This window comes from Pseudomonas koreensis (genome assembly GCF_025447595.1).
GTDB lineage: Bacteria > Pseudomonadota > Gammaproteobacteria > Pseudomonadales > Pseudomonadaceae > Aquipseudomonas > Aquipseudomonas koreensis_H.
Map to the genome: position 1 here is coordinate 58,858 of NZ_JAOEJU010000023.1, position 22,976 is coordinate 81,833.

General features: G+C 61.4%; 24 protein-coding genes. 12 read left to right on the plus strand and 12 right to left on the minus strand.

The genetic code is table 11. The features are described from left to right. Window positions 1-51: 51 nt before the first annotated feature. Window positions 52-549 carry a DUF6231 family protein gene (locus N8H71_RS23355; protein WP_262195836.1) on the minus strand — a complete coding sequence of 166 codons (498 nt, stop codon included), beginning with the start codon at window positions 547-549 and terminating at the stop codon, window positions 52-54. 199 nt (window positions 550-748) lie between these two features. Between N8H71_RS23355 and N8H71_RS23360 the strand changes: the two genes are divergently transcribed. The 4 genes from N8H71_RS23360 to N8H71_RS23375 all read left to right on the plus strand — a co-directional run bounded on the left by N8H71_RS23360 (window position 749) and on the right by N8H71_RS23375 (window position 3,447). Further along, window positions 749-1,444, plus strand: a complete 696-nt coding sequence (locus N8H71_RS23360) for an OmpA family protein (RefSeq protein ID WP_011332779.1) — start codon at window positions 749-751, stop codon at window positions 1,442-1,444. Between the two features lie 89 nt (window positions 1,445-1,533). Next, window positions 1,534-2,256 carry an OmpA family protein gene (locus N8H71_RS23365; RefSeq protein ID WP_262195837.1) on the plus strand — a complete coding sequence of 241 codons (723 nt, stop codon included), beginning with the start codon at window positions 1,534-1,536 and terminating at the stop codon, window positions 2,254-2,256. A gap of 161 nt (window positions 2,257-2,417) precedes the next feature. Continuing rightward, window positions 2,418-2,696, plus strand: a complete 279-nt coding sequence (locus tag N8H71_RS23370; RefSeq protein ID WP_262195838.1) for a DUF1145 domain-containing protein — start codon at window positions 2,418-2,420, stop codon at window positions 2,694-2,696. Further along, entirely contained in the window at window positions 2,689-3,447 is a 759-nt protein-coding gene (locus N8H71_RS23375) for a collagen-like protein (protein WP_262195839.1), read from the plus strand. Before N8H71_RS23370 ends, N8H71_RS23375 begins: the two co-directional genes overlap by 8 nt. Before the next feature lie 45 nt (window positions 3,448-3,492). Here the strand turns inward: N8H71_RS23375 and N8H71_RS23380 are convergent, their stop codons facing one another. Further along, a complete protein-coding gene (locus tag N8H71_RS23380; RefSeq protein WP_262195840.1) occupies window positions 3,493-3,957 on the minus strand; it encodes a CopD family protein in 465 nt (154 codons plus the stop codon). A gap of 99 nt (window positions 3,958-4,056) precedes the next feature. Between N8H71_RS23380 and dinG the strand changes: the two genes are divergently transcribed. From dinG to pdxH, 5 genes are all read left to right on the plus strand, one after another. Then, a complete protein-coding gene (gene dinG, locus N8H71_RS23385; protein ID WP_262195841.1) occupies window positions 4,057-6,201 on the plus strand; it encodes an ATP-dependent DNA helicase DinG in 2,145 nt (714 codons plus the stop codon). Window positions 6,202-6,296: 95 nt separating this feature from the next. Continuing rightward, the gene (locus tag N8H71_RS23390) at window positions 6,297-8,777 is read left to right on the plus strand and encodes a beta-galactosidase (RefSeq protein WP_262195842.1); all 2,481 of its coding nucleotides are present in this window, start codon (window positions 6,297-6,299) and stop codon (window positions 8,775-8,777) included. 106 nt (window positions 8,778-8,883) lie between these two features. Continuing rightward, window positions 8,884-10,029, plus strand: coding sequence for a serine hydrolase domain-containing protein (locus N8H71_RS23395; RefSeq protein WP_262195843.1), 1,146 nt, complete (start codon window positions 8,884-8,886; stop codon window positions 10,027-10,029). A gap of 112 nt (window positions 10,030-10,141) precedes the next feature. Then, window positions 10,142-11,245 carry an OmpA family protein gene (locus N8H71_RS23400; protein WP_262195844.1) on the plus strand — a complete coding sequence of 368 codons (1,104 nt, stop codon included), beginning with the start codon at window positions 10,142-10,144 and terminating at the stop codon, window positions 11,243-11,245. A gap of 24 nt (window positions 11,246-11,269) precedes the next feature. Further along, window positions 11,270-11,917: a pyridoxamine 5'-phosphate oxidase gene (pdxH, locus tag N8H71_RS23405; protein WP_262195845.1), complete on the plus strand. Its 648-nt coding sequence runs from the start codon at window positions 11,270-11,272 to the stop codon at window positions 11,915-11,917. Window positions 11,918-11,922: 5 nt separating this feature from the next. On the opposite strand, the gene N8H71_RS23410 is transcribed toward pdxH, so the two are convergent. Next, window positions 11,923-12,159 (minus strand): hypothetical protein, encoded by a 237-nt coding sequence (locus N8H71_RS23410; RefSeq protein WP_007959143.1) that lies wholly within the window; start codon window positions 12,157-12,159, stop codon window positions 11,923-11,925. Between the two features lie 166 nt (window positions 12,160-12,325). Here N8H71_RS23410 and N8H71_RS23415 point away from each other — a divergent pair, with 166 nt between their 5' ends. Beyond that, window positions 12,326-12,790 (plus strand): glycine zipper 2TM domain-containing protein, encoded by a 465-nt coding sequence (locus N8H71_RS23415; RefSeq protein WP_007918566.1) that lies wholly within the window; start codon window positions 12,326-12,328, stop codon window positions 12,788-12,790. 175 nt (window positions 12,791-12,965) lie between these two features. Here N8H71_RS23415 and N8H71_RS23420 read toward each other — a convergent pair whose 3' ends face one another. From N8H71_RS23420 to nhaA, 3 genes are all read right to left on the minus strand, one after another. Continuing rightward, window positions 12,966-13,706 (minus strand): zeta toxin family protein, encoded by a 741-nt coding sequence (locus N8H71_RS23420; protein WP_262195846.1) that lies wholly within the window; start codon window positions 13,704-13,706, stop codon window positions 12,966-12,968. Next, on the minus strand, window positions 13,703-13,972 hold the full coding sequence (locus N8H71_RS23425; protein WP_262195847.1) for a hypothetical protein: 270 nt from the start codon (window positions 13,970-13,972) through the stop codon (window positions 13,703-13,705). The genes N8H71_RS23420 and N8H71_RS23425 overlap by 4 nt, the downstream gene beginning before the upstream one ends. Window positions 13,973-14,170: 198 nt before the next feature. Then, window positions 14,171-15,358, minus strand: a complete 1,188-nt coding sequence (gene nhaA, locus N8H71_RS23430) for a Na+/H+ antiporter NhaA (protein WP_262195848.1) — start codon at window positions 15,356-15,358, stop codon at window positions 14,171-14,173. 246 nt (window positions 15,359-15,604) lie between these two features. Here nhaA and N8H71_RS23435 point away from each other — a divergent pair, with 246 nt between their 5' ends. Beyond that, a complete protein-coding gene (locus N8H71_RS23435) occupies window positions 15,605-16,699 on the plus strand; it encodes a PLP-dependent cysteine synthase family protein (RefSeq protein ID WP_262195849.1) in 1,095 nt (364 codons plus the stop codon). Between the two features lie 131 nt (window positions 16,700-16,830). Here the strand turns inward: N8H71_RS23435 and N8H71_RS23440 are convergent, their stop codons facing one another. The 3 genes from N8H71_RS23440 to N8H71_RS23450 form a co-directional block, all read right to left on the minus strand. Continuing rightward, window positions 16,831-18,444, minus strand: coding sequence for an NAD(P)/FAD-dependent oxidoreductase (locus N8H71_RS23440; RefSeq protein ID WP_262195850.1), 1,614 nt, complete (start codon window positions 18,442-18,444; stop codon window positions 16,831-16,833). A gap of 95 nt (window positions 18,445-18,539) precedes the next feature. Then, complete coding sequence (locus N8H71_RS23445) at window positions 18,540-19,193, minus strand: COG3650 family protein (RefSeq protein ID WP_262195851.1); 654 nt, start codon at window positions 19,191-19,193, stop codon at window positions 18,540-18,542. Window positions 19,194-19,252: 59 nt separating this feature from the next. After that, window positions 19,253-19,852, minus strand: coding sequence for a short chain dehydrogenase (locus N8H71_RS23450; protein ID WP_007959150.1), 600 nt, complete (start codon window positions 19,850-19,852; stop codon window positions 19,253-19,255). Between the two features lie 103 nt (window positions 19,853-19,955). On the opposite strand from N8H71_RS23450, the gene N8H71_RS23455 reads away from it, so the two are divergent. After that, window positions 19,956-20,864 carry a LysR family transcriptional regulator gene (locus tag N8H71_RS23455; RefSeq protein ID WP_221532869.1) on the plus strand — a complete coding sequence of 303 codons (909 nt, stop codon included), beginning with the start codon at window positions 19,956-19,958 and terminating at the stop codon, window positions 20,862-20,864. Here the strand turns inward: N8H71_RS23455 and N8H71_RS23460 are convergent. The 3 genes from N8H71_RS23460 to bufB are packed head-to-tail and all read right to left on the minus strand — an operon-like array spanning window position 20,813 to window position 22,967. Continuing rightward, window positions 20,813-21,328 carry a DoxX family protein gene (locus tag N8H71_RS23460; RefSeq protein ID WP_262195852.1) on the minus strand — a complete coding sequence of 172 codons (516 nt, stop codon included), beginning with the start codon at window positions 21,326-21,328 and terminating at the stop codon, window positions 20,813-20,815. The genes N8H71_RS23455 and N8H71_RS23460 overlap by 52 nt on opposite strands. Further along, a complete protein-coding gene (locus tag N8H71_RS23465; protein WP_262195853.1) occupies window positions 21,325-22,083 on the minus strand; it encodes an HvfC/BufC N-terminal domain-containing protein in 759 nt (252 codons plus the stop codon). Before N8H71_RS23465 ends, N8H71_RS23460 begins: the two co-directional genes overlap by 4 nt. Continuing rightward, on the minus strand, window positions 22,080-22,967 hold the full coding sequence (gene bufB, locus N8H71_RS23470) for an MNIO family bufferin maturase (protein ID WP_262195854.1): 888 nt from the start codon (window positions 22,965-22,967) through the stop codon (window positions 22,080-22,082). The genes N8H71_RS23465 and bufB overlap by 4 nt, the downstream gene beginning before the upstream one ends. Between the last annotated feature and the right edge of the window lie 9 nt (window positions 22,968-22,976).

Here is a 22,976-nt window from a genome sequence, read left to right on the forward strand (position 1 = left end):
GCCTTTTAATACAATGGGAATCTAACGCTTACAAGGTGTCAGATCATTGCATTACCACCAGTATTTCCCGAAGTTTTCCGGGTTGGCCCAGAAACGCGAGTTGAGCCAGTCCGGGACTTGTTTGTAGTCAAGCAGATCGTAGGTGAACAGGGTTAATACCTGTTCCTCGCGTTGAAAACGCTCACTGGCTTGCAGGGCCAGGGAATAAAAATCGGTTTCCTGCCAGCCGCTGGCCGGCAGATCCGCCAGCACGGCGATGCGGCTGGCGTTGAGGTTGCGGATCCCGCCCAGCAGGTTCAGGCCGTCGCGCTTGGGCAAATGTTCCAGGCAATCGACTACCAGCGCCAGGTCGAAACGGCACGCCGCCAGTTCCGCCGGCAACGCGCCGGGCGCGGCGTGCGCGACGCAGGTGTCCGGGTGCGCTTCCTTAAAGGCAGCCAGCGCCGGGAACTCGCTGGCGCCGATCAGCAGCAGACGTGCCGGGGCATAGCGGTCGAGCAGGGCGGCCAATGCCTGCTGCGGCGTGCGGGAAGAAATGGCGACGTTCATCGAAACTCCTCAATCAGAGCGCCAAGACTAGCCTGCCCAAGCGTCAAGGCCTAGATCTCTGTCCTGCGGGTTTGCGGCAAATTCGTCGAAGTCCCGTGAACAGGCGCACAAACAGCAATGGCCTATTGCTGGCGGAGATTAAAACTCCGGTCTTTACTCCCTGAATCGGTTCTAAGCCGATCCCTCAGGAGAAAACTAGATGAGCATAGTTCGGACAGCATTACCCTTGGTTCTGCTAACCAGTGTGTTGACTGGTTGTGCAGGTTTGCAGAAAACCGACTGGCCGACCTGTGCGGCAGTCGGTGGTGTCGTCGGTGCGGGTCTCGGTGCGACCGAAAGCTCCGCATGGGCGGGGTATGGCGCGTTACTCGTCGGCGGTACGGCAGCAGCCTATTGCTGGGTTCATGGTGATGGCGACGAAGACGGCGATGGTGTGCCGGACAGTCGCGACAAGTGCCCGGGCACGCCTAAAGGCGTACAGGTCGATGCTGACGGCTGCCCTCCACCAGCCCCTGCACCAGTGGTTGAAGAAGCTGTAGTGGTCAAGGAAGAAACCATTGTCATCCGCGATGTTCACTTCCAGTTCGACAAGGCCACGCTGACCCCGGCCGACAAACTGGTCCTGGATAAAGTCGCTTCGCGCCTGAAACAGGAGTCCAGCACGGCCCAACTGACCGTGACCGGCCACACCGACAGCGTCGGCAGCGATGCCTACAACCAGAAACTGTCGGATCGCCGCGCGCACTCGGTGGTCAAGTACCTTGTTGAAAGCGGCGTGCCGCAAAGCAGCTTCGTGTCGGTGACCGGTGCCGGTGAAAGCCAGCCGGTGGCAGACAACAAAACTGCGGACGGTCGCGCGCTGAACCGTCGTACCGAAATCAAAATCAACCGCTAGCCCCCTCGCATCCGCGGCTTGTGCAGTCGCGGATGCGGGTCTTTACTCCTGTGTAACCGGTATGGGCCGGTGACACAGGAGCTTTAACGATGAGTGTTCTTACAAGGTCCGTCTTGCCGGTTCTGCTGCTGGGCAGCCTGTTGACCGGTTGCGCCACCCACAGCGATGGCACCGCTCCCCTCAATCAACGTACCTGGCCGATCTGCAGCCTTATTGGCGGGCTGGTCGGTGGCGGTCTCGGCGCGCTCGAAAGTGGCGGCTGGGCCGGCGGTGGCGCTGCGCTGGGGATCCTTACCGGCGGATTGATCTGCTATGCCCAGGATGGCGATGAGGATGGTGATGGCGTGTTCGACCGCCGCGACCGTTGCCCCGATACCCCGGCCAATACCCCGGTCGACCACCGTGGCTGTCCGTTGCCGCAATATCCGGTCACCGAGAAACCGGCCGAACCGGCCCCGCAAACCGAAGTCATCACCCTCAACGATGCCGGAAACGTGCTGTTCGACTTCGATAAGTCCGATCTGAAACCGGCCGCGAAAAGTCAGCTCGATACGCTGATGGACAAACTGCGCAATGCCGACGTGGTGAGCATCAAGGTCATCGGCCACACCGACAGCAAGGGTTCGGATGCCTATAACCAGGCGCTTTCGGAACGTCGCGCCAGCAGCGTGGCGGAATATTTGCTGAGTCAGGGCCTGGCGCCGAACAAACTCACCAGTGAAGGGCGCGGCGAAAGCGAGCCGGTCGCAGACAACAATACTGAAGAGGGGCGTGCGCAGAACCGTCGGGTGGAACTGCACATCAATCGTTAGGATGGGTCTGTAGTCCGCAGGCTAGAGCTGTCGGTCGACGAGTCTCCCGAACCGGCAGTCATCTGGCGGCGGATGATGTTTTTTCATTTTTCCCTCTGGCTTATCCCCTGCAGAAGCCGTTACTGTGCGCCCAAAGAATAATTCGCAACACGGGGGAGCGTATGAAGGTGTTCTGTGGGCTGGGGCGATTGTTGACCCTGCTGTTCTGCTGCGTGGTGCTGGCCAATCAGCTGGTGCCGTTTGTTCATCCGCTGCACCTGCTGGTCAATCTGGCCGGCGCTCTGTTGCTGGTGATCCACGTGCTGGAAGCGCTGCTGAGCGGCCGCAGCCTCCAGGGCCGTCCACACCCTTGGCGTGATCGTGGCCGCATCCTGCTGTTCGGCATTTTCCACCTGTTAACCATCCCGGCCCCGGCCGCTCCGGAGGCTTCCCATGCGTAAACTCTGCCTGCTCGCTGCATTCATCAGCCCGTTTGCCTGTGCCCAGGTGGTCAGCGTCGAAACCAATTCGCTGATGCGTCTGCCGAACACCGCCAGTACCTTGCAACTGGAAAAACTGGTGGTCGCCGATTACGGCACCTTGCTGATTCCTTCGAACGTGACCGAGTTGAGTGTCGGCGAATTGCAGCTGGGCCATGAAGCGCGCATCGCCATCGTGCCGAGCGAACAGGCGCTGGATATGAAAGTCATCCGCGCTCAACTTGCCGAAGGCAGCCAGATCACCGCCCGTGGCGCACCGGGCACCTACGAAAAAGCCGCCCGCGCCGGGCGCAATCTGAACCTGCAATTCAAGGCATTGAGCGCACCGAAACTGGTGGTCGATGCGCGTGGCGGCACCGGTGCGCCGGGTTTTGTCGGGCTCGATGGCGCCAACGGTCAGGAACCGGGTTGCACCTGGGGTCAGGCGGGACACGGTTTTGATGGCAGCAACGGCAGCGATGGTCAGCCGGGGGCACCGGGCGCGCTGGTGCGTCTTGAAGTGCCGCGCGAGTTTCCGGCCGAGCTGATCAAGGTCGAAGTCGCCGGCGGCGCCGGTGGCCCGGCCGGTCCTGGCGGCAAGCCGGGGGCGGGTGGCAAGTCCAAGGGCTGCCTGGTCTATCGCGCCGATGGCGGCAAGAGCGGCAAACCGGGGGCTGACGGGCAGCCGGGGCCTGCGGGTGCGGCGGGGTCTGTCACCGTACAACGCTTGTAATCTGTCACGTGTTCGCTCCCGCGCCGTGCGCGGGAGCGAACACGCTCAAATCATCGGCCGCGCAGCAGCCACCGCCACCAGCACCACCCCGACCAGCAGATTGAACCCCACCACCTTGCGAATCCGCCCCAGCACCGCCGCACCCGCCGGCCAGTCCTTCGCTTGCACCGCCGTGCGCAGTTCCGGCAGCATCAATGCCTGAATCCGGATGAACAGCGCGGTCATCACCACATACAGCCCCATCATCACTTGCACATAACGCGGCGCGTTATCGAAGGCGATGTGTTGCAGGTGCAGCATGCCCACGCCAGTGACCGGCAGCAGAATCACCGCTCCCCATACCCAACGAAAAAAACCTTGAAACACTTCCACCCAGAGCGTCAGGCGCCTGGGACCGTCCAGTGCCTTCATCGCCGCAGGGCGCAGCACCATCCAGGCGAAAAACATGCCGCCGACCCACACCAGTGCGGCCAGTACATGGATGGGGTAAACGAGGCTAAAAGGTGTCATTGGGGCACTCCGTTCTGCGCGGGATCGATTCGCGGGGTATGATAGCCGCCGAACCGAACCACTGAAAATTTATCCAGCGTTTTTTGCGCCCGACACTCAATGATCAGCACTGAACTCAAAACCACGATCCAGGGCGCCTACTCGCGTTTTCTAGAGGCCAAGAGCCTCAAGCCGCGTTACGGCCAGCGCCTGATGATCGCTGAAGTCGCCAAGGTCCTCGGGGATATCGACACCGACGATGAAGGCCGGCGCAGTGGCGACCCCGCGATTGTCGCGGTGGAAGCCGGCACCGGTACCGGCAAGACCGTCGCCTACAGCATGGCGGCGATTCCGACCGCGAAGGCGGCAGGCAAACGGCTGGTGATCGCCACCGCGACCGTGGCGCTGCAGGAGCAGATCGTCCACAAGGATCTGCCAGACCTGATGCGCAACAGCGGGCTGAGTTTCAGCTTCGCCCTGGCCAAGGGCCGTGGCCGCTACATGTGTCTTTCCAAGCTCGACATGCTGTTGCAGGAAGGCCACGCGCAGACCGCCACCGCGCAGCTGTTCGAGGAAGAAGGCTTCAAGATCGAGGTCGATGAAGCCAGTCAAAAGCTGTTTACCAGCATGATCGAGAAACTCGCCGGCAATAAGTGGGACGGTGACCGCGACAGCTGGCCGACCGCACTGGAAGATGCCGACTGGGCACGCCTGACCACCGATCACAGCCAGTGCACCAACCGTCATTGCCCGAACTTCGGCCAGTGCGCCTTTTATAAGGCCCGCGAAGGCATGGGCAAGGTCGACGTGATTGTCACCAACCACGACATGGTGCTGGCCGACCTGGCGCTGGGCGGCGGGGCAGTGTTGCCGGATCCGCGCGATACCATTTATGTGTTCGACGAAGGCCACCACCTGCCGGACAAGGCCATCGGCCACTTTGCCCATTACACGCGCCTGCGCTCCACCGCCGACTGGCTGGAAACCACTGCCAAGAACCTCACCAAACTGCTTGCGCAACACCCGTTGCCGGGCGACCTCGGCAAACTGATCGAGCAGGTGCCGGAGCTGGCGCGGGAGATCAAGACCCAGCAGCAATTCATGTTCACTGCTTGCGAACAGATCGCCGACTTCAAGCCCGGTGAAGACGTCGAAGGCCGCGAGCGACCGCGTCATCGGTTCGTCGGCGGAGTAATTCCCGAGCACATGCGCGAAATGGGCATCGAGCTGAAGAAAGGCTATGCCCGTCTCAATGACCTGTTCGCCCGCCTGACCGATCTGCTCAAGGAAGGCATGGACGGCGAGGTCAACATCGGCATCGCCAGCAATCAGGCCGAGGAATGGTATCCGCTGTTCGGCAGCCTGTTGTCCCGTGCCTCCGGCAACTGGGAGCTGTGGACCGCATTCACCGCCGAAGACCCGGAAGACAACCCGCCGATGGCCCGCTGGCTGACCCTGGCCGAAAGCGGTTCGCTGTTCGACATCGAGGTCAACGCCAGCCCGATCCTCGCCGCCGAAACCCTGCGCCGCAGCCTGTGGAACGTGGCTTACGGCTGTCTGGTGACTTCGGCGACGTTGACTGCGCTCGGAACGTTCGACCGCTTTCGTATGCGTGCCGGTCTGCCGAAAAAAGCCGTCACCGCCGTGGTGCCGAGCCCGTTCCATCACGCCGATGCCGGTGTGTTGCGGGTGCCGGACCTGAAGGCCGACCCGCGCGATGCCGCCGCCCACACCGCCGCGATCATCCGCGATCTGCCGGAACTGGTCGAAGGCTCGCGCGGCAGTCTGGTGCTGTTCTCGTCGCGCAAACAGATGCAGGACGTGTTCGACGGTCTCGACCGCGACTGGCGCAAGCAAGTGTTCATTCAAGGCAACCTGTCGAAACAGGAAACCCTGAACAAGCACAAGGCGCGGGTCGATGGCGGCGATTCCAGCGTGCTGTTCGGCCTCGCCAGTTTTGCTGAAGGCGTGGACTTGCCGGGCGCCTACTGCGAGCACGTGGTGATCGCCAAGATTCCGTTCTCGGTGCCGGATGATCCGGTCGAAGCCGCATTGTCGGAATGGATCGAAGCCCGGGGCGGCAATCCGTTCATGGAAATCTCGGTGCCGGACGCCTCGCTGAAGCTGGTCCAGGCCTGCGGCCGTCTGCTGCGCACCGAAGAAGACCGCGGCACCATCACCTTGCTGGATCGGCGGCTGGTCACCCAGCGCTACGGCAAGGCGATCCTCAATGCGTTGCCTCCTTTCCGTCGTGAAATATCCTGAGACATCGGTGGGCAGTTTTGCCCGCCGCGCTGTCTATCTCTCTGCTATCGCTTTTCCATTGGCCCTCGTGGGTCGTTAGGGAGAAATCCGTTCTCATGATTCGTCGTTCGTTGCCTGCCATTTTTGCCCTGGTTTTCGCTGGCCCCTTGCTGGCGGCACCTGCCGGCCAGCAGACCCTGTTCAACTTTGTCCGCCCCGCCGATGTGGTGAAAGTGGCGACCGAAAACGCTGACTTGCCGCAAGCCAACGCCGAGCAGACCCCCGAAGGCGAAGTGCTGCGCCGGGTGACGTTCAACCCGGTGGCCCGCCCGACCTTGCGTCTGTCCCCGCAGACTGGCGCCTGGGACTGGTCGCAGTCCGGCATGATGAGCCTGCGCATTCAGAGCGCGATGAACTGGGCGGTGACCGTCTACGTACAAATCCAGAGCAACGACGGCAAGACTCTGGTCAGCCGCGTCGACCTGCCGGCCGGCCCGGCGCAGACCTTGCTCGTGCCGTTGACCGCGACCTCGCCGCTGAGCCAGGGCATGAAAGCCGGGCCGGTGATGCCGATGACGATCGACGGGCAGCGCATCCTGCTGGCGAGCAGTAGCGGTGAGCTGGATCGCAGTCAGGTGGTGTCGGTCAGCCTGTCGATGGATCAGCCGAAAGCCGCGCAAAGTCTGTTGCTCGAGCGCTTTGGCGTGCAGGACGAAGGCGAGGTGATCAAATCCGCCTACGGCCATCTGGTGGATGTCTATGGCCAGTCGACTCGCGGCAAATGGCCGGAAAAAGTCACCAATGATGAACAACTGAAATCCGCTGCCGCCAAAGAACAGCAACAACTGAATACCTGGCTGGCCGAGCGCGAAAAGTCGTCGCTGGACAAGTTCGGTGGCTGGAGCAAAGGCCCGGCGTTCAAGGCCAGCGGCTTCTTCCGTACCGAAAAGCGTGACGGCCGCTGGTATCTGGTGACGCCCGAGGGCCACCCGTTCTATTCCCTGGGCGTGAACACCGTCAGCCCGGAGGTCAACCAGACCTACGTGGCCGGCCGTGAGTACATGTTCGAATCCCTGCCCAAACCAGGAGAACCTCTGGCCAGCCACTTCGGCGAAGGTGACAACCGTGGTGGCAACGGTGTCGATCAGGGCCGTGGCTACAACTTCGGGCGTTGGTACGACTTCTACGGCGCCAACCTTCAGCGTCTGTATGGCCAGCCGTGCACCCCGGATAGCGGCAACAAGGCCGGGGTCGCCGAAGCCGCCAAGGCTGGCGCTGCAGAGGAAGTCGCGACCAATGCCAGTGCACCGGTAGCCGCCTCCGAACAGCCAAAAGCCGGGGTCGCCGAGTCGGCAGCCACCAGCGGGCAAAGCGTCGCGGCACCGTGCAAAAACGCCGTAGACGAACAAAAGTGGGCCAACCACACCCTTGATCGCCTGCAAGCCTGGGGCTTCAACACCGTCGGCAACTGGAGCGCGCCACAACTGGGCGACGCCGAGCGCATGCCGTACACCTTGCCGCTATCGATCGTCGGCGATTACACCAGCATCAGCACCGGCACCGACTGGTGGGGCGGCATGCCTGACCCGTTCGATCCACGTTTCGCCATGGCTACCGAACGCGCCGTGGCGATTGCCGCCCGCGATCATCGCGATGATCCGTGGTTGATCGGCTACTTCGCCGACAACGAACTGGCCTGGGCCGGCCCCGGTGATGATCCGAAATCCCGTTACGCGCTGGCCTACGGCACCTTGAAAATGACCACCGACGTTCCGGCCAAACGCGCGTTCCTCAAGCAGTTGCGCGACAAATACCGCAATCAGGCGGGGCTGTCGAAGGCCTGGGGGATTGATCTGCCGGCGTGGGAATTGATGGAGGACCCGGGTTTTGAAGCGCCGCTGCCGAATCCGGAGCATCCGGAAATCGAGGCCGACTTCAAATACTTCCAGAAGGTCTTCGCCGACACCTACTTCAAGACCATTTCCGACTCACTGAAATGGCACGCGCCGAACCAGTTGCTGCTCGGCGGCCGTTTCGCCACCAGCACCCCGGAAGCCGTGGCGTCCTGCGCCCAGTATTGCGACGTGCTGAGCTTCAACATGTACACCCTGCAACCGCAGGACGGTTATGACTTCGCCGCGCTGCGCAGCCTCGACAAACCGGTGCTGATCACCGAATTCAACTTCGGCTCCACCGACCGTGGCCCGTTCTGGGGCGGCGTGACCCCGTTGAGCAAGGAAGAAGACCGCGGCCCGGCTTACGCCAACTTCCTCAAGCAGGCGCTGAGCGAACCGTCGATTGTCGGCGTGCACTGGTTTCAGTATCTGGATCAACCGGTGACCGGGCGCCTGCTCGATGGCGAGAACGGTCACTTTGGTCTGGTTGGCGTCACCGATCTGCCGTTCCAGGGTTTTGTCGAAGCCGTGCGCAAGAGCAACCTGGCGACCGTCGATCAGTTGAATAAAGAGGCGCAGAAAGCGGCTGCCGCAGCGGACGAGGCCGGCCATGAAGCCGAGGGCGGCCGCAAGGCAGACGCCGGCAAAGGCCCGGGGCAGGGGGCTGGCCACACCGGCGGGCATTCCGGCAACGGTCACTGATCGTTACGAAACCTGAAGACCGCCCGGCCCGCAGCGGTTCCCAAAACCCTCTCGGGCTGGAACAATGCGGGCCACTTTGTAGAGCGTTTTCGCGGGGGAGTTGCGGGTGCAGATTCAGGGCCATTACGAGCTTCAATTCGAAGCGGTGCGCGAAGCTTTCGCCGCACTGTTCGACGATCCCCAGGAACGCGGCGCCGCGTTGTGCATCCGGGTCGGCGGAGAAACCGTCCTCGACCTCTGGTCCGGTACCGCCGACAAGGACGGCACCGAGGCCTGGCACAGCGACACCATCGCCAACCTGTTCTCCTGCACCAAGACCTTTACCGCCGTCACCGCGCTGCAACTGGTTGCCGAAGGCAAATTGCAGCTCGATGCGCCGGTCGCCCGTTACTGGCCGGAATTCGCCGCTGCCGGCAAGGAATCCGTCACCCTGCGCCAACTGCTTTGCCATCAGGCCGGTCTGCCGGCCCTGCGCGAATTGCTGGCGCCGGAAGCGCTGTATGACTGGCAAACCATGGTCGACGCCCTCGCGGCCGAAGCACCGTGGTGGACGCCGGGCACTGGTCACGGTTATGCCGCGATCACCTACGGCTGGCTGATTGGTGAATTACTGCGGCGCGCCGACGGTCGCGGGCCGGGGGAATCGATCGTCGCGCGGGTCGCCAAACCGCTGGGGCTGGATTTCCATGTCGGGCTGGCCGACGAAGAATTCCACCGCGTGGCGCACATCGCCCGGGGCAAGGGCAACACCGGCGACGCCGCTGCCCAGCGCCTGCTGCAAGTGACCATGCGCGAGCCGACGGCCATGACCACCCGGGCCTTCACCAATCCGCCGTCGGTGCTCACCAGCACCAACAAACCGGAATGGCGCCGCATGCAGCAACCGGCGGCCAACGGCCACGGCAATGCTCGCAGTCTGGCCGGGTTTTATGCCGGTCTGCTCGACGGCAGCCTGCTGGAAAGCGAAATGCTCGAAGAACTGACCCGTGAACACAGCCTCGGCGAGGACAAGACCTTGCTGACCCGTACTCGTTTCGGTCTCGGTTGCATGCTCGATCAACCCGACGTGCCGAACGCCACTTACGGCCTCGGCCCGCGTGCATTCGGCCATCCGGGTGCGGGTGGTTCCATTGGTTTTGCTGATCCGGAGCACGATGTGGCCTTCGGATTTGTGACAAATACCCTTGGGCCGTACGTCTTGATGGATCCGCGCGCGCAGAAGCTGGCGCGGGTACTTGCCACTTGTCTGTAAAGCGTCGCCCGGGGTTCCAGGGCCGGAACCTCATGGCGTTTTTTGTTTCAAACCGTCTGTTTATCCGGGCGAAAGTCCTCTGATCGTCCATTACTCTTTTTGCAGGTTTCCAATGTCGTCCAAACAAACTCTCGCCCTGGCCCTGTGTTTCGCGATTACCGGTTGTGCACAGACTCCGAAAAACGACGCCGATGGCGGTAGCTGGTGGCCGTTCGGTTCTTCCGACAAAGTCGCGGCCAAGGAGCCGGCTCCGGCGCCTGTCCCATTGAAACCGGCTGCCACCGCGCCCGTGGCCAAGGCCGAGAGCAGCAGTCCCTGGTACTGGCCGTTTGGCTCCGACGACTCGGCGGCCAAGTCTGAAGTGAAAGCTGAAGCCAAACCCGAAGCCAAGCCGGTCGAAGTCGCCAAGGCTGAGGCCGACAAGGGTGGCAAATGGTGGTGGCCGTTTGGCGGCAAGGAGCAGGACACGGCCAAAGCCGTGCCGATGCCCGATCCGAAAGTGACTCAGGCCTGGCTGGATGACTACGAGCCGCGCCTGCGCACCGCGATCAAGGACAGCAACCTGCAACTCGAGCGCCGTGAAAACGTGCTGGTCGTGACCGCGCCGGTGGAAGGCTCGTTCAACCCGGATCGCCCGGCCATGTTGCTGCCAGTGACCCTCGGCCCGTTCACCCGTGTCGCGAAAATTCTCGAAGCCGACCCGAAAACCGCCGTACTGGTGCTCGGTCACAGTGACACCACTGGCGCCGCTCCAGCCAACGTCAAGCTGAGCCAGGAACGCGCCCAGGCCGTGGCGGCGATCTTCCGCCTCAGCGGTCTGCAGCGTGATCGCCTGATGTTGCGCGGGATGGGTTCCGAAGCGCCGCGTGCCGCTAACGACAGCGTTGAAGGCCGTGCCCTGAACCGTCGTGTCGAACTGCTGGTGACGCCGCAAAACACCATGGTCGCGCTGCTGAGCAAATACAACATGCCTGCACCTAAGCCAGTGACCATGGTTGCTGCCCAGGACGTCAAGCCTGCCGCCAAACCGGTGACCCCGGCGCCGGCCGCGAAGAAAGCCGCTGTACCGGCCACCAAAAAGGCTCCGGCCAAGAAAGCTGCTGCCAAGGCTCCAGCGAAAAAGGCCCCGGCCAAGGCTCCGGCGAAAAAGACCGCGCCCGCCAAAGCTGCCGCAACCGACAAGAAAGTCGCTGCGACCGATACCACCAAAAAGTGATCCGCTAACGAAAAGGAATGCGCCGTGACCCAGTCTCTGGCAGATATGCGTCGTGATTACACCCGGGACGGCCTGACCGAGGCGCAAGCTCCGGCCGAGCCCTTTGCGTTGTTTCACCAGTGGTTTGCCGAAGCGGTGAAAACCGAACAGGCGCCAGTGGAAGCCAACGCGATGACCCTGGCCACGGTGGATGCGGACGGCCGTCCGCATTGCCGCATTCTGCTGCTCAAGGGGCTGGACGAGCAGGGCTTCACCTTCTTCACCAACTACGAAAGTGCCAAGGGCCAGCATCTGGCGGCGAACCCCTTTGCCGCCATGACGTTCTTCTGGCCAACCCTGGAGCGCCAGGTGAGGATCGAAGGGCGGGTGGTGAAGGTCTCACCTGAAGAGTCCGACGCGTATTATCAGGTGCGACCGCTGGGCAGCCGACTCGGTGCCTGGGCGTCACCGCAGAGCCGGGTGATCAACGGTCGAGGTGAACTGGAAGATTTGCTCAAGGCCACCGAGCAGCGCTTTAGCGATACCCAGCCCGATTGCCCGGAACACTGGGGCGGCTACCGCCTGCTCCCCGAGCGCATCGAATTCTGGCAGGGCCGCGCGAGCCGTCTGCATGATCGCCTCAACTACCGCGTGCAGGGCGCCGACTGGATTCTTGAACGTCTGGCACCCTAAGCAGTCTACCGAGCGGGATAGCCTGCCGCAGCGGCCTCAAGCCACTTCGGCAGGTCCCGGCGCTTGATCTTCTGCGCCTGAGCCTGCTTCAGCCGTTCGAGCATGAAGGCGCGTTTGCCTTCATCCTTGCCGGCCAGTGACAGGGCCAGGTCGCGATCCATCCAGCGTTTGATCCGCACATAGAGCCACCAGTGGAAGTACAGACCGGCGGCGGTGGTGACGACAATGATGAAGTAATCCATGGAAATCCTTGGGTCGGCGGCGCAGGAAACGGATTTTGGCGCTACTGTTGGGTGAGTTCGCGGGTGCCTGTACCGGGCCTGAATGAAAGCAACTTTATCCGGGCGACGCCGTGACAGGCGTCAAGCTGCGGAGTTTAATGAATACCTGTCCTTTGGAGTTGATGCTATGCGTAAGTCTGTTCTGCTGGTTGCTTCCTTTTCCACGATGGCGATGTTGCTGACCGGCTGCCAGTCGAGCCTGACCGGTGACTCCTACTCCCGTGACGAAGCGCGTCGCGTGCAGACGATTCGCATGGGCACCATCGAATCCCTGCGTCCGGTGAAAATCGAAGGCACCAAAACCCCGATCGGCGGCCTCGCCGGTGCAGCCGTGGGCGGTGTCGGCGGCAGCGCCATCGGCGGCGGCAAAGGCAGCATCGTTGCAGCCGTTATCGGCGCCGTGGCTGGCGGCCTGATCGGTTCGGCCACTGAAGAAGGCCTGACCCGTACTCAAGGTGTCGAAATCACCGTGCGCGAAGACGACGGCAGCATGCGCGCCTATGTGCAGCAAGTGCAGGAGAATGAAGTATTCCGCGTGGGTGAGCGGGTACGGATTTCGACTGTCGGCGGAACCAGCCGCGTTTCGCACTAAGCGCAAACGAGCGGTAAAGGAAAACCCCGATCAGGTGACTGGTCGGGGTTTTTGTTTGGTGTACACCAGTGATCGCGATAGACGAATGCGATTTGGTAGGACGTATCTTTAAAGACGTGGGGGATTGTTCGACGTGAATAAGAGCCGACCTTAAGAGAATTCAAGGGCTTGTAATCTAGATCAGTTTATCGAGCACGAACTCTTTAAACCAAGGTGGCTGTACGTCAGATTTAATTTCAATCAGCTCCCCGTCTGTGATCTCTGCTACCTGTGTCAGTCCTTCGCTACCTTCGTCCGAGTTATCAAAGATATAGGCTCTGTTAGAGCTGAGGATTGCCTCAGATAGAAGTGCCAGAGACCTCCAATAACGATCTCGTATCTTTTCAGGAGGAACGTTGTGCCCACCCTGCGATACTCGATAGGCAACCCTGGCAACATTGATTTCCGGATCGGCTGTTGCAACGTAATAGACGTAAACCCTATACCCGGATCTCTGGGCTTCGTAGAGCAAATCGACTTTATCTGAGGAGGACATGACAGTTTCGAACGTAAAACTGATTTTCTCTTTGATCAGCGAGCGCCGTATGAAGTCGGAGAGAGCGGACGCTACATATGAGTCGATTTGAGTATTCGAGAAGCTGAGCCTGTCACCTTCAATCGTAATCGAATCCAATTTTGCCAATGACTCTGGAGCTTTCTTCAGCAGGGCGTGGCTTCGGAAGAAGTCAAAAATGTCATTTTTGTGAGATTCGATGCGATAGGTGGTGAAATCAAAATATCCAGTGTCTTTGATTGCACGCTCTATATCATCTGGATTTATGTAATTGCCCAATAGATGTGCAGGCACCAGCCGATTAAAGGTGCTTTTGCCTGAGCCATTTGGTCCAGCGAATATACGTATCCTGGGTGTACTCAAGAAACGACCTGTTTAGACAGTTTGCTGATGTGCAAGCGAGTCCCGCTTTTCAGGTTTCCATAGGTACCGATTGGTCGCAGTGCAACCGAAGATTTTTCTGTCACCTCAAATAGTTGGCCATCTTTGGCGACAAGCACAGCTGCCCCATTGGCGAGTGCCATTTTATAGGCGTTGTTGAACGCTTTCAGGGCAATGTCCGGAATATAAGACTCCTGCACGGCAATCTGACTGTCCGTCATTGGGCGCTTTTCTGCTTTGCGTGACATGGAAGGCTCCGAAAAAACGTTCTGAGGTGACGCTGCTGTCAGCTGAAGATATAGCACACTTGAAAGGCTCGGGTTAAGCGCCGCGAGCAACACCAACGGGGATTTACTAAGGCATTGCAAGGTTCTGGAGCCCAATCATGTGTGTGGATCTTTCGTTGATTCTTGGCCCCTTCAGTGAGGGGCGCTGTAATGAGCGTGTTAAATGCCTTGCATGGTGCTTTTTCTGCTCGCCGCCAACGTCACCGCATAACCGATCAATGCCGCAAACACTGAACCTGTGAGAATGCCCATCCGGTCCATCCCGGCGTATTCACTGGCGCCCGGTACGAAGGCGAGGGAGCCGACAAACAGGCTCATGGTGAAGCCGATCCCGCAGAGAATCGCCACGCCCAGCACCTGGCCCCAATTGGCGTTCTGGGGCAGAGCGGCGATGCCGGTTTTCACGGCGAGCCAGGTCAGGCCGAACACGCCGATGGTCTTGCCCAGCAGCAGGCCGACGGCGATGCCCATCGGCACGTGGTGGGTAAAGCTTTCGGCGGTCACACCGGTCAGCGACAGGCCGGCGTTGGCGAAGGCGAACAGCGGCAGAATGCCGTAGGCCACCCACGGGTGCAGCGCGTGTTCGAGGGTCAGCAGCGGCGAAGGCTCGGCATTCCTGGTGCGCAGCGGGATGCAGAACGCGAGCGTTACACCGGCCAGCGTCGCGTGGACACCACTCTTGAGCACGCAGACCCAGAGGATCAGGCCGATGATCATGTACGGCCCGAGCTTGACCACCCCGAGCCGGTTCATCGCCACCAGCGCCGCAATGCACGCCGCCGCCAGGCCCAGTGACAGGGTCGATAGTTCGCCGGAATAGAAGATCGCAATGATCACGATGGCGCCGAGGTCGTCGATGATCGCCAGGGTCATCAGGAACAGCTTCAGCGACACCGGCACCCGCTTGCCAAGCAAGGCCAGTACGCCGAGGGCGAAGGCGATGTCGGTGGCAGTCGGAATCGCCCAGCCATCGAGGGCGGCCGGGTTGTCGCGGTTGAGAAACCAGTAGATCAGCGCCGGCACCAGCATGCCGCCGATGGCTGCCGCGCCGGGCAGGACGATCTGCGACGGTTTCGACAGCTGGCCGTCAAGCACTTCGCGCTTCACTTCCAGGCCGATCAGCAGGAAAAATAGCGCCATCAGGCCGTCGTTAATCCACAGCAGCAGGGGCTTGGCGATCTTCAGTGCGCCGATCTGCGCCACCACCGGGGTGTCGAGCAGGCCGGTGTACAACCACGACAGTGGCGAGTTATTGATGATTAGAGCCAGGATGGCTGCGGCGATCAGTAACAGACCGCTGGCAGCTTCCAACTGAAAGAAACGCGTGAAAGTGCTACGCAGAGGCAAGGTCGCTCTCCATCGATAAAGTCAAAAGGTGGGACACCCTAACCCGTACTGTTAGTTGTTAAAACAAAAGTTATATTCTTTTTTGTTATATATGGTTTCAGAGCGTGAGCCAGACGTGCAACAGAGCCTAGCAGTTGCCCAAGGGATTGAAGCTCAGCTGTATCTGTCGGTGCCGTGGGATTTTTCCTAAGCTTGGGGGCTGAGCCTGTGAAGGCACTTCTGCCCGATTCAACGAGAACGACAGCCATGAGCGACAACCGACAGTGGGCCCGCGAAGCCATCCGGATCATCGAAGCGGACTTCCAGCGCAGCGCCGACACCCACCTGATCCCCTTGCCGCTGCCGGGGTTTGCGGGCATCGAGTTGTACTTCAAGGACGAGTCCAGCCACCCGACCGGCAGCCTCAAGCATCGGCTGGCCCGCTCGCTGTTTCTCTACGCCTTGTGTAACGGCTGGCTGAAGCCCGGCGCGCCGGTGATCGAGGCGTCCAGCGGTTCGACGGCGATTTCCGAAGCGTACTTTGCGCGGATGCTCGGGCTGCCGTTCATTGCGGTGATGCCGGCGACCACTTCCAAGGAGAAGATTGCGCAGATTGCGTTCTACGGTGGCCAGAGTCATCTGGTGGACGATCCGACCCAGATCTACGCCGAATCCGAACGCCTGGCCCGCGAGCACGACGGTCACTTCATCGACCAGTTCACCTACGCCGAGCGCGCCACCGACTGGCGGGCGAACAACAACATCGCCGAGTCGATCTTCCAGCAGATGCGCTATGAGCAGCACCCGTGTCCGGCCTGGCTGATTTCCAGCCCCGGCACCGGCGGCACCACCGCGACCCTCGGTCGATACGTGCGTTATCGCCAGCATTGCACGCGGGTGCTGTGTGCCGATGCCGAGCGTTCGGTGTTCTTCGACTTTTACCAGACCGGCGACGCGAGTTTGCGTCTGGACCACGGTTCGCGGATCGAAGGCATCGGCCGGCCGCGGGTGGAGGCGTCGTTCCTGCCGAAAGTGATCGATGCGATGGTCAAGGTGCCGGATGCCTTGTCGCTGGCGGCCATGCATTACCTGGCGCAGCGTCTGGGCCGGCATGTGGGCGGGTCGAGCGGCACCAACCTGATCGGCGCGCTGATGGCGGCCCAGCAGATGAAAGCGGCGGGGGAGTCGGGCTCGATCGTGGCGATCCTGTGCGATGGCGGCGAGCGCTATGCGGACACCTATTACGATCAGGCGTGGCTCAAGGCGCAGGGCTATGAGCTGGAGGGATTGATAGCGGCGGTGGCGGCGAGTGCCGAACGGGGCGAGGCGCTGCCCGCCAGCGTATTGCGCGCCAATATCTGACGCCGAAAACGACTGTGGGAGCGAGCTTGCTCGCGAAAGGGCCGTCACATTCAACATCATCGTTGACTGGGATAACGCTATCGCGAGCAAGCTCGCTCCCACAGGGGTTGTGTCACTTCAAAGCTTGTTTATCAGGCCTCAAGGCCCAGGATGTCACGCGCCACGGCTTCCGCGATGCGAATCCCGTCAACACCCGCCGACAGAATCCCGCCCGCATAACCCGCGCCTTCACCGGCCGGGAACAGACCTTTGACGTTCATGCTCTGCAGCGTCTCGTTACGTGTGATGCGCAGCGGCGAAGACGTACGCGTCTCGATCCCGGTCAGCACCGCATCGTGCAGCGAATAACCGCGAATCTGCTTCTCGAACGCCGGCAAGGCTTCGCGGATCGCTTCGATAGCGAAGTCCGGCAAGGCCAGGGCCAGATCGCCCAGCGCCACGCCCGGTTTGTACGACGGCTCGACCTCGCCCAGTTCGGTCGAAGGAATGTCGTTGATGAAGTCGCCGACCAGTTGCGCTGGCGCCTTGTAGTCGCTGCCACCGAGGATGAACGCGTGGGATTCCAGGCGTTCCTGCAACTCGATCCCGGCCAGCGGGCCGCCCGGATAATCGACTTCCGGGGTGATGCCGACGACGATGCCGGAGTTGGCGTTGCGCTCGTTACGCGAGTACTGGCTCATGCCGTTGGTGACCACACGGTTCGGCTCGGAAGTCGCGGCGACCACGGTGCCGCCCGGGCACATGCAGAAGCTGTAGACCGAACGGCCGTTCTTGGCGTGGTGCACCAGTTTGTAGTCGGCGGCTCCCAGCTTGGGGTGACCGGCGTACTTGCCCAGGCGCGCGCGGTCGATCAGCGATTGCGGGTGCTCGATGCGGAAACCCACCGAAAACGGCTTGGCTTCCATGAACACGCCACGGCTGTGGAGCATGCGGAAGGTGTCGCGGGCACTGTGGCCGAGGGCCAGGACCACGTGTTTCGAATGCAGGGTTTCGCCGCTGGCCAGTTCGACGCCGACCAGTTGGCCGTCTTCGATCAGCACGTCGGTGACACGCTCCTGGAAGCGCACTTCACCGCCGAGGGCGCGGATCTCTTCGCGCATGGTCTCGACCATGCCGGTCAGACGGAACGTACCGATGTGCGGCTTGCTGACGTAGAGGATTTCTTCCGGCGCGCCGGCCTTGACGAACTCGTGCAGGACTTTACGGCCGAGGAATTTCGGATCCTTGATCTGGCTGTACAGCTTGCCGTCGGAGAACGTGCCCGCGCCGCCTTCGCCGAACTGCACGTTGGACTCGGGGTTGAGCACGCTTTTGCGCCACAGGCCCCAAGTGTCCTTGGTGCGCTGGCGCACTTCGGTGCCGCGTTCGAGGATGATCGGCTTGAAGCCCATCTGCGCCAGCAACAGGCCGGCGAAGATCCCGCACGGGCCGAAACCGACCACGATCGGGCGTTGGCTCAGGTCGCTCGGCGCCTGGCCGACGAATTTGTAGCTGACATCCGGCGCCACGTTGACGTTACGGTCGTCGGCGAACTTGCTCAGCACTTTGGCCTCGTCGCGCACTTCGAGGTCAATGGTGTAGATGAAGCACAGTTCGGAGGACTTTTTGCGCGCATCGTAGCTGCGCTTGAACAAGGTGAAGTCGAGCAGGTCATCGCTGGCGATGCCCAGGCGTTGCACGATAGCAGCGCGCAGGTCTTCGTCGGGATGGTCGATCGGCAGCTTGAGTTCAGTGATTCGTAACATGACAGGATCCGGTTCGCGGGGCGCACAACTGCGCCAGGGCGTTTGAAGGCGGCGATTATAAGCCGCAACGGCCGGATCCCGTGAGGGTAAAACGATCAGTCGTTACGCGAACCGCCGAAATACCCGCAACCACGCTGCACCTTGCCGTCGATACGCAGCTCGGCGCTCATGTGCTGCACGCTGCCGGTGCTGCTATCGACGCAGCGCTGCGGCGCTACCCACAGCTCGATGCGCTGGTTGTTGGCTTCGCTGCTGAGGTTGAAACGACCGTCGCCCAGTTGCTCTTCAACGTAAGGCACGGCGAGCGGTGGCTGGCCTTCGCGGTCGATGACCAGGCCCTTGCCGCTGACTTTTACGTTCCATTCCGGGCCATGGCCGGCGGCGCGCAGGATCAGCTGTTTGAAGTTGGGGTCGTCGCAGGCGGTGCCGGAGCGTTCGACGCGATAGAGCTGGGTCAGGTCGAGGCGGTCGCCGGCGATCTTCCCGCGCACGTCGGCGAACAACTTGCCCTGCTCATCGGCCAGGGTGGCGGCCTCTTGCAGGACGCTGGTGCCGCCGATGTCATTGACCACGTACTGGCGCTGCTCCCCGCAGGCCTGGAACACCAGTTTGCCCTCGGCAGCGGTCAGTTGCCCCTGCATCCGCGTCTGGCCGACGTGGGAGGCGCTTTCCCGCGCACCATCGAACAACTGGCACGCGGCAAACAACGGGAGCAGGGCAACAACGATCAGGGAACGGGCAACACGCATCTTTGGCTCTCCAGACAAGTGCCGCCACGTTACGCAGGCTGACCGTTCATCACAAGGGTTTAGCCCACGTGAAATGTCTGACCTGTCTGCAAGCCTTCGACACTTTTGGCGTAGGCCAATGCCACATCCGCCGCAGGAACCGGCTTGTAGCCACGGAAGTACGGGGCGTAGCTGCCCATGGCTTCGACCAGCACGGTCGGGCTGATCGAGTTCACGCGCAGGCCGCGTGGCAGTTCGATGGCGGCGGCACGGACGAAGCTGTCCAGCGCGCCGTTGACCAGTGCAGCCGAGGCGCCGCTGCGAATCGGATCGTGGCTGAGCACGCCGGTGGTGAAGGTGAACGATGCGCCGTCGTTGGCGAACTCGCGGCCGATCAGCAGCAGATTGACCTGGCCCATCAACTTGTCTTTCAGCCCGAGAGCGAAGCTGTCTTCGGTCATTTCACCCAGCGGGGCGAAGGTCACGTTGCCAGCGGCGCAGACCAGTGCGTCGAACTTGCCGGTCTGTTCGAACAGCTTGCGGATCGATGCGCTGTCGCTGATATCCACCTGGAAATCGCCGCTGCTGCGACCGATACGAATGACTTCATGACGCTGCGACAGCTCTTTGTCCACGGCCGAACCGATGGTGCCGCCCGCGCCGATCAACAGAATTTTCATCGTGATTGCCTCAAGTGATTGAACGAGGTTTCAGTCTAGAGTGGTTTTTTCTGCAGATAAGCGCACTAATGGGCAACCTTTGGTTTTCAAATGGAAACAATCCATGAGCGAGATGGATGATCTGGCGGCGTTCGCGGTGTTGATCGAGGCGGGCAGTTTTACCCTGGCGGCGCAGCAATTGGGGTGCAGCAAGGGGCAGTTGTCCAAGCGCATCAGTCAGCTGGAAGCGCGGTTTTCCGTGGTGTTGCTGCAACGCACCACGCGTCGGCTGAGCCTGACGGCGGCAGGTGCGGCGTTGTTGCCACAGGCTCAGGCGCTTGTAGTTCAGGTGGAGCGAGCGCGTCAGGCTTTGGCGCGATTGAAGGACGACATGGCCGGCCCGGTGCGTATGACGGTTCCGGTGTCGCTGGGGGAAACCTTCTTCGACGGTTTGTTGCTGGACTTTTCGCAGAAATACCCCGAGGTGCAGATCGAACTGGAGCTGAATAACAGCTACCGCGACCTGTCCCGCGACGGCTTCGATCTGGCGATCCGCACCGAGGTCGCCAATGACGAGCGACTGGTGGCCAAGCCGCTGCTGGCCTGGCAGGAAATGACCTGTGCCAGCCCTGACTATCTGGAGCGCTTTGGCGAACCGCTGACGCCGCAAGCATTGGCCGAACACCGTTGCCTGCTCAACAGTCACTACAGCGGTCGCGAGGAATGGCTTTATCACCAGCAGCACGAACTGCTGCGGGTGCGGGTGTCGGGGCCGTTCGCCAGTAATCACTACAACCTGTTGAAGAAAGCCGCACTGGCCGGCGCCGGGATCGCTCGCCTACCGTCCTACCTGTTGCAGACGGAATTGGCTGACGGCCGATTGCGCTGGCTCCTTCGCGATTTTCAGACCCGGCGCATGCCAATGTACCTGGTGCACCCGTATCAGGGCGGGTTACCGAAACGCACCCAAGTGCTGGCGGATTACCTGATCGGCTGGTTCAAGCTCAGCGGCGAAGCGCTGGACCGGTTGTAGTGCCTGGCGATCAGGTGATCGATCGACAGTTTGCCCGGCCCGGTTGCCATCAAGTACAGCAACACCGCCATCCACGTTCCGTGAGTCGGGTAGGCATCCGGGTACACGAACAGCTGAATGGTCAGTGTCATGCCCAATAACGCCAGTGCCGAAAAACGCGTGGCGAAGCCGATCAGGATCAGGATCGGGAAAAGGTGTTCGGCAAACGCCGCCAGATGCGCGGCGATTTCCGGCGACAGCAGCGGCACGTGGTACTCGCTTTTGAACAACGGAATTGTCGAATCCGCCAGACGCGGCCAGCCGAACTCGAAGGTGCCATCGATCAGGTCGACGGCCAGCCCTTCGACCTTGGTCTGCCCGGATTTCCAGAACACGGCTGCGATGGAAAAACGCGCGATGAAAGCGATCAGGCTGTGAGGGATTTTTTCCAGCAGCGCGATGGCGCGGGCAATGAGACAGTTCATGGCGACACCTTTAAGTGGAAGTGAGTGATGACTTGGCGGTTGATCAGCAGAGCGAGGGTCTGGCTGAGGTCGAAGGCCCCGGCGGATTCCAGAGCCTGGGTCAGTGACAGGCCGGCCTTGAGCCGGCGAATGAACTGGCTGGCGCCGCGATCAACGGCGTACACCTCGACTTCCAGTCCGTTGCGCAGAATCAACGCGTGTTGGGCGTTATGAAGATCGATCCCGGCCAGCGTCGCGTCATGCTGATGCGCGGCCCAGACATCCACCACGGCAAAGTTTGAGTGGAGCAGATGCAGCGAAGGGTGCAGGCCGATACGCAGTTCGTTGAGCGCGTCGGCGTCTGCAAACACAGCAGCGATCCGTACCTGACTCAGGGGTAACGCATCGGCAGCGTGATAGGCCTGCGTGCGCAAACGCTCCAGCCGCGCGACATCGGCCAGATAGGGAACGCTCGAGGCAGGTTCGAAGCCGCTGATGAAATCCGCCAGCTCACTGCCGTAGTCACTCATCAACGGACTGTGTGGCGGATGGCTTTGCACGAAAATTCCGGCCATGGCCCGGAAGAATTCGTCACCCACCAACTGCATCACCACGGGATAACTGTCGACCAGTGCGTTGATCAACGAGCTCTGAACATTGTTGCGATACACCGCGAAACGGCTGGCGGGATCGCCGCCGTTGGCGCTGCACAAACCGTCGGGGCAGGGCAGGTCGGTATCGAGCAACGCGGCGCTGAACGCGGCTTGAGTGCTCATGACCGACCTCCCGCGCACAGCAACAGCTCATCGGCCTGCTGCGCTTCTGCCAACAGCACGTTGAAGGCCGGTACCTGATTGTCCCGTTCGATCAGCGTCGCCACCGGGCCGACGAGTTTCAGCGCTTGCCGGTACAACGACCAGACCGCTTGATCGATTGGCGCGCCGTGATCGTCGATGAGCAAGCGATCACCGAGGCTGTCGGAATCTTCGGCAAACCCGGCCAGATGAATCTCGCCCACCGCTTGCAGCGGCAGTGCGTCGAGATAAGCCAGGGGATCGCGTTGATGGTTGATGCACGAGACATAGACATTGTTCACGTCCAGCAACAGACCGCAGCCAGTGCGCCGGATGACTTCGCGGATGAAGTCCGCTTCGTCGATTGTCGAGCGCTCGAATGCCAGGTAGGTCGCCGGGTTTTCCAGCAACATCGGGCGTTTGAGAGTGTTCTGCACCTGATCGATGTGTTTGCAGACGCGGTCCAGCGTCGGCGTGTCGTAAGCCAGGGGCAGCAGGTCATTGAGGAACACCGGGCCGTGGCTTGACCAGGCCAGGTGTTCGGAAAAGGAGTGGGGTTGATAGCGCTCGATCAGCGCGGACAGGCGTTTGAGGTGCTGAACATCCAGCGGGCCTTCGGCACCGATGGATAAGCCGACCCCGTGCAGAGACAGCGGATACGCCTCGCGAATCAAACCCAGAAAATGATGAAACGGGCCGCCGGCCACCATGTAGTTTTCGGCGTGGACTTCGAAGAAACCGATGTCCGGTCGTGAATCGAGCACTTCCTTGAAGTGCTCGCTCTTGAGCCCCAGCCCGGCACGGGACGGGAGCCCGGTGAGGGCTGCCCGAGTGCGGCGCAAGGCATGGTCGCAGGATGTGATCATGATCGACAC